Origin of the sequence: Brevundimonas sp. ZS04, assembly GCF_001956865.1 — a bacterium.
Taxonomy (GTDB): Bacteria; Pseudomonadota; Alphaproteobacteria; order Caulobacterales; family Caulobacteraceae; genus Brevundimonas; species Brevundimonas diminuta.
On record NZ_MTHE01000006.1, the window covers coordinates 170667 to 183944 of the forward strand.

The window sequence follows — 13278 nt, forward strand, 5'->3', positions numbered from 1 at the left end:
TCGCGTCATATCGTCTGAACCCGCCGCATCTGTCGTGACAACTTCTCGGCGCTGTCATGGTTCGGAGCGAGCCGGGTACGGAGCATCCGCCTAGGGAGGCGTTGCGGCCGCGAGAGGCCGTGGGGGATGTCTTCCTTGCTCGCTGGCCTTCGCAAACTGAGCGCCGTTTCGTGGGGCAAGGGCGGCCTGTCCTTTGGCCGCCTATCCCTTCGTCGTCCGCCGTTGCGGCGCGTGGTCGAGGCGGCGTTGATCCTGCTTCTTCTGGTGCAGGGCGGGCGGCTGGTCTGGCTGTTCGCGGCGCCGACACCGCAGGCCGTGGAGGCGCGGCCTCTGCCGGAGGTCGACCTGGGCGTGCTGTCACGCTTCGACGCCTTCTTCCGCAACGGCGGAGGCGGGGCCGAGGCGGCGCCGTCGGACGGCGGCGGCCTGAGCCTGTTCGGCGTACGCGCGGACGGCGCGGGCGGCGGCTCGGCCATCATCGGCCTGTCGGACGGACGCCAGGTCTCGGTCGGTGCGGGCGAGGAGGTGGAGCCGGGGCTGACCCTGAGCGCCGTCGCCCCCGACCACGTCATGCTGTCGCGCGGCGGCGCGCCGTTCCGTCTCGATTTTCCCGACATGACGTCCGGCGCAGCCTCTGTTGCGCCCGCGACGACGGCGCAACCCGCCGTCTCTGCGCCTGAACCGGCCCCGGCTGAAGGCGTGGTGGTCGATCCTCAACGTCTGATCGCCCAGGCGGGGCTGCGGCCGCGCATCCAGGGCCTGGGGATCAAGGGGCTGACCGTTTCCGCCTCGGGCGATGGGGGCGAGCTGCGAAATGCCGGTCTGCGCTCAGGCGATGTCATCCTGTCGGTCAACGGCACGGCCCTGAACAGCCCGCAGGCGCTCGCCGCCCTGCGCGGCCAGTTGGCCGACGCTCCCTCGGCCCAGATCCAGTTCGAGCGCGACGGTCAGGTCCGCTCCACCACCGTAAGGACGCGCCCATGAAGGCCCCCAGTCGTCGCTCTGGAAGCCGCTCTCTGTTGACCGGCGTTCTGGCCGCTGTTCTGGCGGTCCAGCCGCTGGCCGCCGCGCCGGTGATGGCGCAGGAGGCGCGCCAGACGCTGAACGTCCAGAACGCCGACATCCGCGCCTTCGTGCAGGATGTGGCGCGCACGACGGGGCGTACCTTCATCGTCGATCCGGCGGTGACGGGCACGGTGACGGTGTCCAGCCCGCGCGCCCTGACCCGGGCTCAGCTGTTCGAGGTCTTCCTGTCGACGCTGCGGGCCAATGGTCTGGTGGTGACGCCGACGTCTTCGGGCGCCTATCGCATCAGTCCGGCGCAGGGCGCGGCACAGGGCCCGGCCACCGTCGGCGCCGAGCGGTTCTCGACCGAGGTCTTCACCCTTCGCCATATCGACGCCGCCTCGGCCGCCGAGACGATCCGGCCTCTGGTCGGGGCGCAGGGGCAGGTGCTGGCCAATCCCGGCGCCAACAGCGTGGTCGTGGCCGACTTCGCCGACAATCTGTCGCGTATCCGGGCTCTGGTCGGCCGCATCGACGTGGATCGCTCGGCCTATGAGGTCGTGGCGCTGGAGAACGCCTCGGCGCGCGAGATCGCGGGTGTGCTGCAACAGGTGACGGGCGGTCCCGGCGGTCCGGGTCTGGTGACGATCACCCCGGTCGAAAGCTCCAATGCGCTGGTCCTGCGCGGGGACGGACAGGCGCTGGCGCGGGTGCGCGGCCTGATCGCCGATCTGGACGGCCGGGCGCGGGCCAGCCAGGACGTCAATGTCGTCTTCCTGGAACACGCCGACGCCGAACAGCTTCTGCCGGTCCTGCAACAGATCGTGGGCCAGCCTGCGGATGCGGCGGCGCCGTCGTCGCCGCGCCTGCGCACGGCCCGCGCAGGGGCGACCAATGCGACCAGCGGCATGGGGTCGGGCGGCCTGACCACGACGGGCGAGGCCGACAGCGGGCCGATCGGCTCGACCACCGTGACCGCCACCGGCCAGCGCGCCACCATCGCCCGTTTCCCCGGCGCCAACGCTCTGGTCATCTCCGGCCCGGCGGACCTGCAACGCACCCTGACCGAGGTGATCCGCCAACTGGACGTGCGCCGTCAGCAGGTGCTGATCGAGGCCATCGTCGTCGAACTGAGCGACAAGGCCGTACGCGACCTGGGCGTCCAGTGGCTGATGGCGGGCGAGCAGGGCGTCGGCCTGACTAACTATTCCGACCGCGCGGCGCCGCTGGTGCCCATCGCGGGCGGGGCGGCGGCGGGTCAGCTCGACAAGGACGATCCCTTGCGCGAGCGGCTGCAGGATCTGGCCCTGAACAGCCTGCTGGGCGCCAACGGCTTCGTCGGCGGCGCGGGCGGCAAGTGGGGCGACGGCCTGTTCGGCTTCATCATCAATGCGGCCAAGACGGACGCGGGCTCCAACCTGCTGCAGACCCCGTCGATCATGACGCTGGACAATGAAGAGGCCACTTTCCTGGTCGGGCAGGAGGTGCCGATCACCACTGGCCAGACCATTCTGGACGGCAACTCCAACCCCTTCACCACGACCGAGCGCAAGGACATCGGGGTGCGCCTGACGGTGCGGCCCCAGATCAACGCCGGCGGCTCCATCACCCTGACGCTGCGGCAGGAGGTGTCGAGCATCAACGGCCTGCTGACCAGCGGCGCCAACGACCTGATCCTGGACAAGCGCGAGCTGGAGACGACGCTGGTCGTCGATGACGGCGACATCGCCGTGGCGGGCGGCCTGCTGGATCAGAACGACCGACTGGAAACCAGCAAGGTGCCGGGGTTAGGCGACATTCCGGGCGTCGGCGTCCTGTTCCGCTCGACCAGCCGCGAGCGGGGGCGGACCAATCTCATGGTCTTCCTGCGCCCGACCATATTGCGCACCACGGCGGACGCACAGGGGCTGGCGGCGGATCGCTGGGGCTATATGCGCGGCGAGCAGCAGCGGGTTCACCCGGATCGCGAGCCCAGCCTGGACGCCCTGCTGCGCGACTATATGCAGGCCCAGCCGCCTGCGGCTCCGGCAGCGGGCGAGCCGCTGGTCATCGCGCCCGTGGCGCCGGTCGTGGCGCAACCTCTGCCGCCGGTATCGGGAGCCGCCCGGTGATCACCGTCGTCGATCCGCGCCTGCCCTATGGCTTCGCCAAGACCCACGGCGTCCTGCTGCTGGCGGCGGGCGAGGTGATGGTGGTCGGGGTGCGCGAGGGCGCCGACCCTCTGGCCCTGGTCGAGGCGCGCCGCGCGCTGGGCCGCCCGCTGGAGGCGACGCCGCTGAGCGCCGCCGCCTTCGACCGCAAGCTGTCGGAAGTCTATGCGGGCGAGCAACTGACAGCCGCCGACGGCGACGACCTGTCCCTGCCTGTGGGCCTCGACAGTCTGGTGGACGACATTCCGGCGGCGGCGGACCTGCTGGACGCCACGGACGACGCGCCGGTCATCCGCCTGATCAACGGCGTCATCGCCGAGGCCGCCCGCATCGGCGCCTCGGACGTGCATCTGGAAAGCTATGAGACGCGGCTGCTGGTGAGGATGCGGGTGGACGGGGTGCTGCGCGAGGCGCTGAGCCTGAACCCGCGCGTTGCGCCCCTGTTGGTGTCGCGCATCAAGGTCATGGCGCGGCTCGACATCGCCGAGAAGCGCAAGCCCCAGGACGGGCGCATCCCCCTGACGCTGGGCGGCAAGTCGCTGGACGTGCGCGTCTCGACCCTGCCGTCGCGGGCGGGCGAGCGGGTGGTGCTGCGCATTCTGGACAAGGATCAGGCCGGGCTGACGCTGGACCGGCTGGGCATGGACCCGGCCGCGCTGGAGGCTTTCCGCCACGCGCTGGCCGAGCCGAACGGCATCATCCTCGTCACCGGGCCGACCGGCTCGGGCAAGACGACCAGCCTCTACGCCGGGCTGTCGCTGTTGAACGACGGCTCGCGCAACATCCTGACGGTCGAAGACCCGGTCGAATACGCCATGGAGGGCGTCGGCCAGACGCAGGTGAACCCCAAGGTCGGCATGACCTTCGCCGCCGGTCTGCGCGCCATCCTGCGTCAGGATCCGGACGTGGTCATGGTCGGCGAAATCCGCGACACGGAGACGGCGGCCATCGCCGTCCAGGCGTCGCTGACCGGCCATCTGGTGCTGTCGACGGTTCACACCAATGACGCGGCCGGGGCGGTGACGCGCCTGCGCGACATGGGGGTGGAGCCCTTCCTGTTGGCCTCGACCCTGCGGCTGGTGGTGGCGCAACGGCTGGTGCGGCGCCTGTGCCCGCACTGCCGGATCGAGGAGACGGCGGACAGGGCGACGGCGCGGCTGATCGGCGCCGATGAAGGCGCGCGCGTCTGGCGGCCGCACGGCTGCGCCGACTGCGGCTCGACCGGCTATGTCGGGCGCATCGGCCTTTATGAAACGCTGACGGTGGACGAGAAGGTGCGTCGCCTGATCGCCTCGGGCGCCGACGAGGACGCGGTGTTCGACGCCGCCTTCGCGCGCGGCGGGACGCTGGCCGATCGGGCGCGGACGCTGGTGCTGGAGGGCGTCACCTCGGTCGAGGAGGCCCTGCGCGTGGCGCGTCAGGAAACCGCCGCCGAAGAGGTCGCGGCCTGATGGCGGCCTTTGACTACATCGCCGCCGACGCCGCCGGGCGGACGGTCAGCGGCTCCGTGACCGCCGCCGACGAGGCCGCCGCGCGCAAGGCGCTGGCGAAACGACAGCTGGCGCCCTTGCAACTGTCGCCGGGTCGTTCGGGCGCGATCGCTGCGACGACATCCGGCAAGGCCGGGCGGTTGTCGCCCAAGGCGCTGGCGCTGACGACGCGGCAGTTGGCGACGTTGATTTCGGTCTCTCCGCTGGAGGAGGCGCTGCGCAATCTGATGCTTCAGGCGGACCGGCCCAACGTGCGCCGCGTGCTGGAAGGCGTCCACGCCGGGGTGATCGAAGGGCGACGCCTGTCCGACGCCATGGGCCAGCAGGGCGCGGCCTTTCCGCCGCTGTATCGCGCCATGACGGCGGCGGGCGAGCAGTCGGGCGCGCTGCAGCCCATCCTCGAACGCCTGGCCGACGGGCTGGAGCGGGACGAGGTCGTGCGCGGCAAGGTGCTGACGGCGCTGGTCTATCCGTGCGTGCTGGCGGTGGTGGCGCTGGGCGTGATCGTCGCCATGATGACCTATATCGTGCCCAAGGTGGTCGATCAGTTCGACAGAATGGGCCAGACCCTGCCGCTGCTGACGCGGCTGGTCATCGGCCTGTCGGACCTGATGCGCGACTGGGGTTGGCTGATGGCGCTGATCCTCGCCGCCGTGGTCGGCGCGGGCCTGATCGCACGGCGGCGCGAGGCGGTGCGGCTGAGGCTGGACGCTTGGGTGCTGCGGCTGCCGCTGGTCGGGCGGCTGACGCGCGATCTGCACGGGGCGCGCATGGCCCGCACCCTGTCGACCATGATCGCGGCGGGCCTGCCGGTGCTGGAGGGACTGACCATCACCGCCCGCACCGTCTCCAACCGCGCCCTGCGCCGCGCCACTGAACAGATGGCCGAGGCCGTGCGCGAGGGCGGCGGCCTGTCGGCCGCCATGCGCCGCGCCGAGGTGTTCCCGCCCATCCTCGTCTACATGACCGCCTCCGGCGAAAGCAGCGGTCGGCTGGAGCCCATGCTGGAACGCGCGGCCGACTATCTCGAGCGCGAATTCTCCAACTTCACCGCCGTGATGCTCAGCCTGCTGGAACCGGCGATCATCGTGGTCATGGGCGGGATCGTCGCCGTGATCGTGCTGTCGATCCTGCTTCCCATCCTTCAGATCAACACCCTGGCCCTGGGGTGAGAGAGGCATTGATGTTCAAGACCTTCGCCCGACGTCTGCGCCATGTCGCCCAAGGGCGCGCCCAACGCGCTCACGCAGCGAGCCGCCGCGCGGCGAGCGGTAGCGCACGACAAGGGTTCACCCTTGTCGAGTTAATGGTCGTCATCGTCATCATCGGCCTGTTGGCGACGGTGGTGGCGATCAATGTCCTGCCCAGTCAGGACAAGGCCATGGTCGGCAAGGCGCGGGCCGACATCTCGGTGTTGGAGCAGGCGGTGGAGACCTATCGCCTCGACAACCTGACCTTCCCGTCGGACCAGCAGGGCTTGAAGGCTCTGACCACGCCGCCCGCCGATCTGGCGCGGCCGGAACGCTATCGCCAAGGCGGCTATGTCCGCCGCCTGCCGGAAGACCCGTGGGGCAATCCCTATCAGTACCGCCGCCGCAGCGCCCATGGCGGCCAGTTCGACATCTGGTCCTTCGGCGCCGACGGTCAGGAAGGGGGCGAGGGGAATGACGCCGACATCGGCAACTGGCAGGGCTGAAGCGCTCTCTCGCCCGGCCGGTTCGGTAGCCGTGGGAACGCCCAAACGCGCTGAAGCAGCGAGTCGCCGCGCGGAAAGCGGTAGCGCACGACAAGGGTTTACCCTTGTCGAGTTAATGGTCGTGATCGCCATCATCGGCGTGGCGGCGGGGGCGGTGGTGCTGTCCATGCCGGACCCGCGCCCGACGCTGGCGGTCGAGGCCGAGCGGTTCGCCGCGCGCCTGACGCTGGCGCGCGAGGAGGCGGTGATGACCAACCGCCCGGTAGCCCTGCGCGCCGATGCGGCGGGCTATGGCTTCGAGAGTTTCGACGGCGCCGTCTGGACGCCGTTGACGGGTGCGCTGGCGCCTAAGACGTGGGGCGAGGGGGCCGCCGTCGCAGCGCCTGCCCGCGCCGTGTTCGACCCCACCGGCGGCGCCGACGCCGCCAGCGTGCGGCTGGAGCGCGAGGGCCAAGCCGTCACCGTCGCCATCGACGGCGCAGGTGAGGTGACGATCTATGAGTGAGGGAGCGCCCCGCGCGGGCTTCACCCTGATCGAATGCCTCGTCGCGCTGGCCGTGTTCGGTCTGGCGGCGATGGCGTTGCTGAACCTGTCGGGCGAGAGCACCCGCTCGGCGGCGCGGGTCGAGACGCGGACGCTGGGCGGCGTCGTCGCCGACAATGTGGCCGCCGAGGCGATGATCGCGCGCGATCTGCCCAGCGGCAGCACGTCGGGGCAAGCGTCGCTGGGCGGGCGCGAATGGCGTTGGGTGCGGGTGGTCAGCGCGACCGACATGCCCGGCGTCGGCCGCATCGACGTGCGCGTCTTCGCCGATGAGGAACAGGCCGCCGATCGCGTGCTGCTCCGGGCGGCGGGCGCATGAAGGCGTGGCGCAAACCCGCTCAAGCAGCGAGCCGCCGCGCGGCGAGCGATAGCGGAAGAAAGAGAGCCGGGTTTACTCTGGTCGAGGTCATGATCGCCCTGCTGATCTTCGCCCTTCTGGCGGGGGCCGGCGCGCTGGTGCTGGGACAATCGGTCGAAAATCGGTTCGCGGTGAAGGCGAACGCGGACCGAATAGCCGCTCTGCAACGCACCCGCGCCCTGCTGCGCGCCGATCTGGCGCAGGCGACGGGGCGGCGGGTTCGCGGGGCGACGGGGCGTCCGGCGCCGCAGGCGATCATGGGGCCGCAGTCGCCGGGCGATCCGCTGCTGGTGCTGGCCCGCAGCGGCTGGAGCAATCCTGACGGTGCGCCGCGCGCCTCGCTGCAACGGGTCGAGTACCGGCTGGTCGAAGATCGGCTGGAGCGCCGCGTGGCGCCCTATCTGGACGGCGCGCGGGCCGGGCCGCCGCAGGTGCTGTATCGCGGCGTGACGGAGGCGCGCGTCGCCTTCATCCAGAACGGGTCCGAGGCGCCCGCCTTTTCCGCCAGCAGCGACCGGCCCCTGCCGGACGCCGTGCGGGTGACGCTGACGCTCGACGGTTTCGGCCCGGTCGAGCAGCTGTTTCTGGTCGCCGCCGCATGAGGCCGCGCGCGCGCGATCGCCGGGGCATGGCCCTGTTGACCGTCCTGTTGCTGGTGGCGGTGATGGCGGCGCTGTGCGTGGTGCTGCTGGATGATGTGCGCTTTTCCGTGCGTCGCACGACCAACGCCGAGAGCCAGGCGCAGGCGCAAGCCTTTGCGGCGGGGGCGGAGGCGCTGGCGCGGCGGCGGCTGTCCGATCTGGTGCGCGCCGATCCGGCGCGCACGCCGCTTCAGCCGCAGTGGAACGGCCGCGTCTTCGCCCTGTCGCTGGAAGAGGGCGAGGGGCGGGCGGTGATCCGCGACGGACAGTCCTGTTTCAACCTGAACAGCTTGGTGCTGGGGCAGGGCGAGGATCTGATTGCCCGGCCTGAAGGAGCGGCGCAGTTCATCGCCTTGGGCGAAGCGTTGGGCCTGCCGCGCGGGCGGATGTCGGCGGTCGCGGCGGCCCTGACCGACTGGATGGACGGCGACGACGAGGTTTCGGCGCAGGGGGCGGAGGACGCCGCCTACGCCAGCCGTCCGACGCCGTATCGCACCGGTGGCGTCATGTTGGCCGAGGTCAGCGAACTGCGCGCCGTGGCGGGGGTGGACGACGAACTCTATCGCCGGTTGAGGCCCTATCTGTGCGCCCTGCCGGCAGCGCGGCTGTCGCCCCTGAATGTGAATACGCTGGAGCCGCAGGACGCCGTTCTGCTGGTCGCGATCAGCCGGGGCGTGGTCGGGTTGAACGCGGCCAAGGCGGCCATCGCCGCGCGCCCGGCGACGGGCTGGAGCAGCCCGGACGCCTTCTGGGCCCAACCCGCCCTGTCGGGCGTGGTCGTCGACGAAGAGGCCAAGGGCCAGATCACCCTGGCCACCCGTTACTTCGACCTGAGGGTCGAGATCGAGCATGGCGACGCCCGCACCGTCCGCACCGCCCTGATCCATGTCGCGCCCGACGGCGCGGCGCGCACCGTCATCCGTCGCTGGACGCCTGAAGAATGAGCATGGAAGAATGAGCCACGCCCGCATCCTGTTCATCCCGACCCACGCGACCCTGGCGGCGCGTTTCCTGCTGGTCGATCGTGAAGGCCGCGTGGTCGGGCGCGGCGAACTGGACCCCCATCAGGCCGAAGCGCCGCCGTCGATGCGCACCATCGCCGTGGCCCCCGGCGCGGACGTCATGACGCGCTGGCTGGACCTGCCCCCGGGCAATGCGGCCCAGGCCCGCGTCGCGGCGCGCTGGGCCTTGCGCGATCAGGCGGCGGGCGAGGTCGAGGGGCTGGACGTGGCTCTGGGCGTTGCGCCGGTCGACGGCGGGTCGCGACTGACGGCGGCGGTGTCGGCCAAGCTGTTGCAGGCCTGGCTGTGCTGGATGGAGACCTTCGACATCCGGCCCGAGGCGGTCGTGCCGGACAATCTGTGCCTGCCTGCGCCGCTGGAGGCGGAGATGTTGACCGCCGCACAGGTAGGGGCCGACGTGGCGCTGCGCGGCCCGGCGTTCGCCGTGACGGTTCAGCCGGATCTGGCGGAGGCGGTTGCGGCCGGGCGTTCTTTGACCTGGCTGGAAGGCGAGACTTTGGACGCGGCCCTGGCGGCGGGGGCTATGGCGGCGCCGGTCGACCTGTTGCAGGTCCACGACCGGCGTGAGCGGGGACAGGCGGCCAAGGGCTGGCGACTGGCGGCGGGTCTGGCGGCGGCGCTGTTGATGTCGCCCCTGATCCTGATGGCGGCCGAAGGGCTGCGCGACCGTGCGGCGGCCGATCGCGCCGAGGCGGGCGCTCGGGCGGGGGCGGTGAAGCTCTATCCTGAACTGGCGACGCCGGAAGATCCGGCGCCGGAAGCCCTGCGTCGCCTCGACGCCGGGCCGCCGCCGGGCGGGACCGCGCGCGCGATGGCCGCCGTCTTCGCCGCCGTCGAGCGCGTGCCGGGCGCGGAACTGGACGACGCGACCCTGGGCGGCGAGGGGCTGCGGGTCACCCTGGCCCATCCGACGTTCAATGATCTGGACGCCGTGCGCGCCGATCTGGCCGAGGCCGGTCTGGCGGTGGTCGACGAAACCTCGGCCGAGGAAGGCGGGCGCATGGTCAGCACGCTCACGATCGGAGGCGCCCGATGAAGGCCTTGTTCTCTTCCGTCGCCGCCTGGTGGGAAGGTCGGTCGCTGCGCGAGCGGCGGATGCTGGCGATCATGGGGGCACTGGTGCTGGGCGTCGTCGGCTGGCTGGGCGTGGTGCGGCCGTTGGACAACTGGCAGGCCGATCAGGCGCGCGCCCGCGTCGCCGCCGAGCGGCGACTGACGCAGGTTGAGACGGCCGTGATCCAGCGCGGCGCGCGACCGGCTGAGGCGGTCGATCTGCAGGCTCTGGTCGCCTCTACCGCTTCGGCGGCGGGGGTGCAGCCGACGTTGGGCATGTCCGAGGGCGGGCGGCTGGGCTTTCGGCTGGATCGCGTGACGACGGCGCAGGCCTTCGGCTGGCTGGCCGTGCTGGAGCAGGGCGGGGCGCGCATCGAGGAACTGGGTGTGGTCGAGAACGCGGACGGGACGCTGGGCGTGACGGGCGCGCTGGCGTCCGGGGGCTAGGCCGGCGCGCTTTTCGGCCCGTTGGAATCGTCCGTTGTAGACTTGGAGGGCGCGGCGGGGCAGGTATCGCAGCCATGATCTCTCGTCTGGCTCTTCCCCTGGTCAGCGCGGCCGTCCTGGCGGGCTGCGCTTCTGCGCCGCGCGTCGAGACGCAGTTGTCGGCCGTCGTGCCCGCGAACGTGACCGCCTATCGCCTGTTGGAGGCCGAGGCGCCGAGCGAGGCCGACCGCGCGGCGGCCGAGGCCGTGCGTCAGGCGCTGAGCGCGCGCGGCTGGCGCGAGGTGGACGACAAGGCCGCCTGGCGGGTCGAGACGGCCTATGCGGTGCGGCCTCAGAAGACCGGCGTCTTCACGGACGTCGATGCGCGCCAGGGCGAGTGGACCGATGCGCCGCGCCTGCCGCAATGGTGGAGCCAGGGTCGCCAGACGCACAGCCTGACGGTGATCCTGACCGGGCCGGGGAATGAGGCGGGGGCCTACCGCGCCTCGGCGGTGGCGATCCTGGGACGGCGTCAGGCCGAAACCGCGCCGGGCCTGCTGGCCGAGGCGGCCGCAGCGCAGTTGGACGCGGCGGACTAGGGCCGGCCGCCCGCAGCTTCATTCCTCTTCCGTGATCCTGGGCAGGGTCAGGATGAAGGTCGCGCCCGGCGATCCGGGCTGGTGGCGGATGGTTCCGCCGTGGCGTTCGGCGACGGTGCGGACGAAGGCGAGGCCCAGACCCGCGCCGCGATGATCCGCGCCGCCGTGGCCGAAGGGCTGGAACAAACGACGCGCGGCCTCTTCCGACAGACCAGGGCCCTGATCGCTGACGCCGAGGACGCAGACCGGGCGGCCGTCTTCCTCGGCCCCGGTCAGGCTGACCTGGATGGCGCCGCCCGCCGGGCCGTATTTCAGGGCGTTGTCGAGAAGGTTGGTGGTCAGGCGGCGCAACAGGGCGGGGTCGCCCTGGACCAGGAACTCTTCCTCGCCGTCGGGCGTCAGGATGCGGACGCCCTTCTTCGACGCCTGGGGCCACAGGATGTCGGCGGCGTCCATGGCGATCTGGCCCAGGTCCAGCAGCTCTGAGCGATAGGGTTGGCTCTCGGCGCGGGCCAGTTGAACATAGCCTTCGGCGAGGTCGAGGGTCTGGCGGGCGTAGTCGGCGATGCGGCGCTCGACCATGGGGTCCAGGCGCGGGGCGGGGCCGTCCAGCAGGGTCAGGATCGACACCTGAGGCGCGCGCATGTCGTGGCTGAGCAGTTGCAGGGCCTCGGCGCGCTGGCGCTCGGCGGCGCGGAAACGGGTCATGTCGGCGAAGCGCACGATATGGCCGACCGGCTGCCCCTCGGCGTCGGTCAGCAGGGCGGCGGCGGCCTTCAGGATGCGGCCGTCGGGCGTGGTGATGTCGCCGGGATCGCCCTCGGGATCGAGGAAGCGGCGCCAGGCCGGTTCGCCCAGGGACTGGAACAGCAGGGGCAGGTCGGCGTCGTCCCTCAGTCGGTCGCCGAACAGGGCCTCGGCCCGGTCGTTGGACAGGATGATGCGGGCGTGCGGGTCGGCCACGACCGTGGCGTCGGGCAGGCTTCGCAGGGCGTCGGAGATGAAGCGCTCCAGATCGCGCACCTGACGCACGGCGGCGCGCAGGGCGTCCACCTGACGGGCCACGACATCGCCGCCCTGGGCGCGGCCGGTCAGGCGCACGCCGTCGCGCTCGAAGGCCTCGACCTCGCTCTGCATATAGGCCGAGGCTGCGGCCAGGCGACGCCAGCTCCACAAGGGATAGGCCAGGGCCAGTCCAGCCACGGCGGCCGAAGGCGGGAGCCACAGGCCGCCCGCGAGGAAGGCGGTCGCGGCGGCGATCAACGTCACGACGATCAGCCCGGCGCCCAGGGCCATGTTGGCCGCCGGGCGCAGCACCAGGAAGCCGGCGACCAGCAGACCGAGCGGCAACAGGGACAGGGTCAGAACCCAGCCGGGCGACAGGCCGCGCGGGCCGCCGCCCTCGATCAGGGTCTGGAGCAGGGCGGCCTGCACCTCGACGCCGGGACGCAGTTCGCCGTGGGGCGTGGCCGGAGTGGCGTAACGGTCGCCGAGGCCCGGCGCCGTCGCCCCGACCAGCACCAGCTTGTCCTTCAGGAAGGCGGCGGGCGTCTCGCCGCTGAGCACGTCGGCGAAGGACAGGGTGCGGAAGGCGCCGGGCGGGCCGCGATAGATCAGGGCCTCGGGCGAGGCGGCGAACAGGTCGCCGCCATCGTGCGGCGCGGGCGGGGCGGGCGCGGCGCCCTTGGCGGCGGCCAGGGGCAGGATCAGGTGGGGCCAGGTCCGGTCGCCCGCCTGAAGATAGAGGGGCAGGCGACGCACGACGCCGTCGTCGTCGACCGTCAGATTGACATGGCCCAGACCCGCCGCCGCCTCGGTCAGGCCGGGCGCAGGGGCGTCCTCGCGAAAGGCGGCGCCGTTCAGGCCGGGGGCGTCCAGCACCACCGGCAGGCGGACATTGCCGTTGCGCGCCAGGGCGGCGGCCAGGGCGCCGTCCTGCGGGGAGGCTTCGGTGAACAGGACGTCGTAGGCGACAGGCCCGGCTTGCGCCTGGGTCAGACGGTCGATCAGGCGGGCGTGCAGGTCGCGCGGCCAGGGCCATTGGCCCAGCGCCTCCAGGCTGCGGTCGTCGATGGCGATGATGACGATGTCTTCGTCGGCCGGTCCCGCCTCAGCCCGCATCAGGGCGTCGTAGACCAGGTTGTCGGCGCCGTCGGCGACGGGCGTCAGCGCCATCCAGCCGACCAGCAGGGCGGACAGAACCGCCACCAGGCCCCATTCGACAAGAGCGCGTCGGCCGGTCAGGCGCGCGCCGAGCCAACGCTTCCAACCGCCTTTGGGCCCAGCGGCCACGG

The 13278-nt window shown here is 71.9% G+C and carries 13 protein-coding genes; 12 read left to right on the forward strand and 1 reads right to left on the reverse strand.

Translation table 11 applies throughout. The features are described from left to right. Window positions 1-126: 126 nt before the first annotated feature. From BJP32_RS10070 to BJP32_RS10125, 12 genes are all read left to right on the forward strand, one after another. Window positions 127-984, forward strand: coding sequence for a type II secretion system protein N (locus BJP32_RS10070; protein ID WP_076223893.1), 858 nt, complete (start codon window positions 127-129; stop codon window positions 982-984). Further along, window positions 981-3116: a type II secretion system secretin GspD gene (gspD, locus tag BJP32_RS10075; protein WP_076223895.1), complete on the forward strand. Its 2136-nt coding sequence runs from the start codon at window positions 981-983 to the stop codon at window positions 3114-3116. The genes BJP32_RS10070 and gspD overlap by 4 nt, the downstream gene beginning before the upstream one ends. Further along, window positions 3113-4606: a type II secretion system ATPase GspE gene (gene gspE / locus BJP32_RS10080; RefSeq protein WP_076223897.1), complete on the forward strand. Its 1494-nt coding sequence runs from the start codon at window positions 3113-3115 to the stop codon at window positions 4604-4606. Before gspD ends, gspE begins: the two co-directional genes overlap by 4 nt. Then, window positions 4606-5817 (forward strand): type II secretion system inner membrane protein GspF, encoded by a 1212-nt coding sequence (gspF, locus tag BJP32_RS10085; protein WP_046652001.1) that lies wholly within the window; start codon window positions 4606-4608, stop codon window positions 5815-5817. The genes gspE and gspF overlap by 1 nt, the downstream gene beginning before the upstream one ends. A gap of 11 nt (window positions 5818-5828) precedes the next feature. Continuing rightward, complete coding sequence (gene gspG, locus BJP32_RS10090; protein WP_046652000.1) at window positions 5829-6341, forward strand: type II secretion system major pseudopilin GspG; 513 nt, start codon at window positions 5829-5831, stop codon at window positions 6339-6341. After that, entirely contained in the window at window positions 6310-6846 is a 537-nt protein-coding gene (locus BJP32_RS10095) for a GspH/FimT family pseudopilin (RefSeq protein ID WP_255370626.1), read from the forward strand. The genes gspG and BJP32_RS10095 overlap by 32 nt, the downstream gene beginning before the upstream one ends. Continuing rightward, complete coding sequence (gspI, locus tag BJP32_RS10100) at window positions 6839-7204, forward strand: type II secretion system minor pseudopilin GspI (RefSeq protein ID WP_046651996.1); 366 nt, start codon at window positions 6839-6841, stop codon at window positions 7202-7204. The genes BJP32_RS10095 and gspI overlap by 8 nt, the downstream gene beginning before the upstream one ends. Then, the gene (gene gspJ / locus BJP32_RS10105; protein ID WP_076223899.1) at window positions 7201-7845 is read left to right on the forward strand and encodes a type II secretion system minor pseudopilin GspJ; all 645 of its coding nucleotides are present in this window, start codon (window positions 7201-7203) and stop codon (window positions 7843-7845) included. Before gspI ends, gspJ begins: the two co-directional genes overlap by 4 nt. 26 nt (window positions 7846-7871) lie before the next feature. Next, complete coding sequence (gspK, locus tag BJP32_RS10110) at window positions 7872-8828, forward strand: type II secretion system minor pseudopilin GspK (protein ID WP_233126804.1); 957 nt, start codon at window positions 7872-7874, stop codon at window positions 8826-8828. Between the two features lie 10 nt (window positions 8829-8838). Beyond that, on the forward strand, window positions 8839-9942 hold the full coding sequence (gspL, locus tag BJP32_RS17150; RefSeq protein WP_046651993.1) for a type II secretion system protein GspL: 1104 nt from the start codon (window positions 8839-8841) through the stop codon (window positions 9940-9942). Continuing rightward, window positions 9939-10406 carry a type II secretion system protein GspM gene (gene gspM, locus BJP32_RS10120; RefSeq protein WP_046651992.1) on the forward strand — a complete coding sequence of 156 codons (468 nt, stop codon included), beginning with the start codon at window positions 9939-9941 and terminating at the stop codon, window positions 10404-10406. Before gspL ends, gspM begins: the two co-directional genes overlap by 4 nt. A 74-nt stretch (window positions 10407-10480) precedes the next feature. Then, a complete protein-coding gene (locus tag BJP32_RS10125; RefSeq protein WP_046651990.1) occupies window positions 10481-10984 on the forward strand; it encodes a hypothetical protein in 504 nt (167 codons plus the stop codon). Window positions 10985-11002: 18 nt separating this feature from the next. On the opposite strand, the gene BJP32_RS10130 is transcribed toward BJP32_RS10125, so the two are convergent. Beyond that, complete coding sequence (locus BJP32_RS10130; protein WP_046651989.1) at window positions 11003-13276, reverse strand: CHASE2 domain-containing protein; 2274 nt, start codon at window positions 13274-13276, stop codon at window positions 11003-11005. Window positions 13277-13278 lie beyond the last annotated feature (2 nt).

Excerpts from the sequence above, each read along its gene's own strand:
- BJP32_RS10070 (WP_076223893.1), top strand. The coding sequence starts at position 127 with ATGTCTTCCTTGCTCGCTGGCCTTCGCAAACTGAGCGCCGTTTCGTGG.
- gspD (WP_076223895.1), top strand. The coding sequence starts at position 981 with ATGAAGGCCCCCAGTCGTCGCTCTGGAAGCCGCTCTCTGTTGACCGGC.
- gspF (WP_046652001.1), top strand. The coding sequence starts at position 4,606 with ATGGCGGCCTTTGACTACATCGCCGCCGACGCCGCCGGGCGGACGGTC.
- gspG (WP_046652000.1), top strand. The coding sequence starts at position 5,829 with ATGTTCAAGACCTTCGCCCGACGTCTGCGCCATGTCGCCCAAGGGCGC.
- BJP32_RS10095 (WP_255370626.1), top strand. The coding sequence starts at position 6,310 with ATGACGCCGACATCGGCAACTGGCAGGGCTGAAGCGCTCTCTCGCCCG.
- gspI (WP_046651996.1), top strand. The coding sequence starts at position 6,839 with ATGAGTGAGGGAGCGCCCCGCGCGGGCTTCACCCTGATCGAATGCCTC.
- gspJ (WP_076223899.1), top strand. The coding sequence starts at position 7,201 with ATGAAGGCGTGGCGCAAACCCGCTCAAGCAGCGAGCCGCCGCGCGGCG.
- gspK (WP_233126804.1), top strand. The coding sequence starts at position 7,872 with ATGGCCCTGTTGACCGTCCTGTTGCTGGTGGCGGTGATGGCGGCGCTG.
- gspL (WP_046651993.1), top strand. The coding sequence starts at position 8,839 with ATGAGCCACGCCCGCATCCTGTTCATCCCGACCCACGCGACCCTGGCG.
- gspM (WP_046651992.1), top strand. The coding sequence starts at position 9,939 with ATGAAGGCCTTGTTCTCTTCCGTCGCCGCCTGGTGGGAAGGTCGGTCG.
- BJP32_RS10125 (WP_046651990.1), top strand. The coding sequence starts at position 10,481 with ATGATCTCTCGTCTGGCTCTTCCCCTGGTCAGCGCGGCCGTCCTGGCG.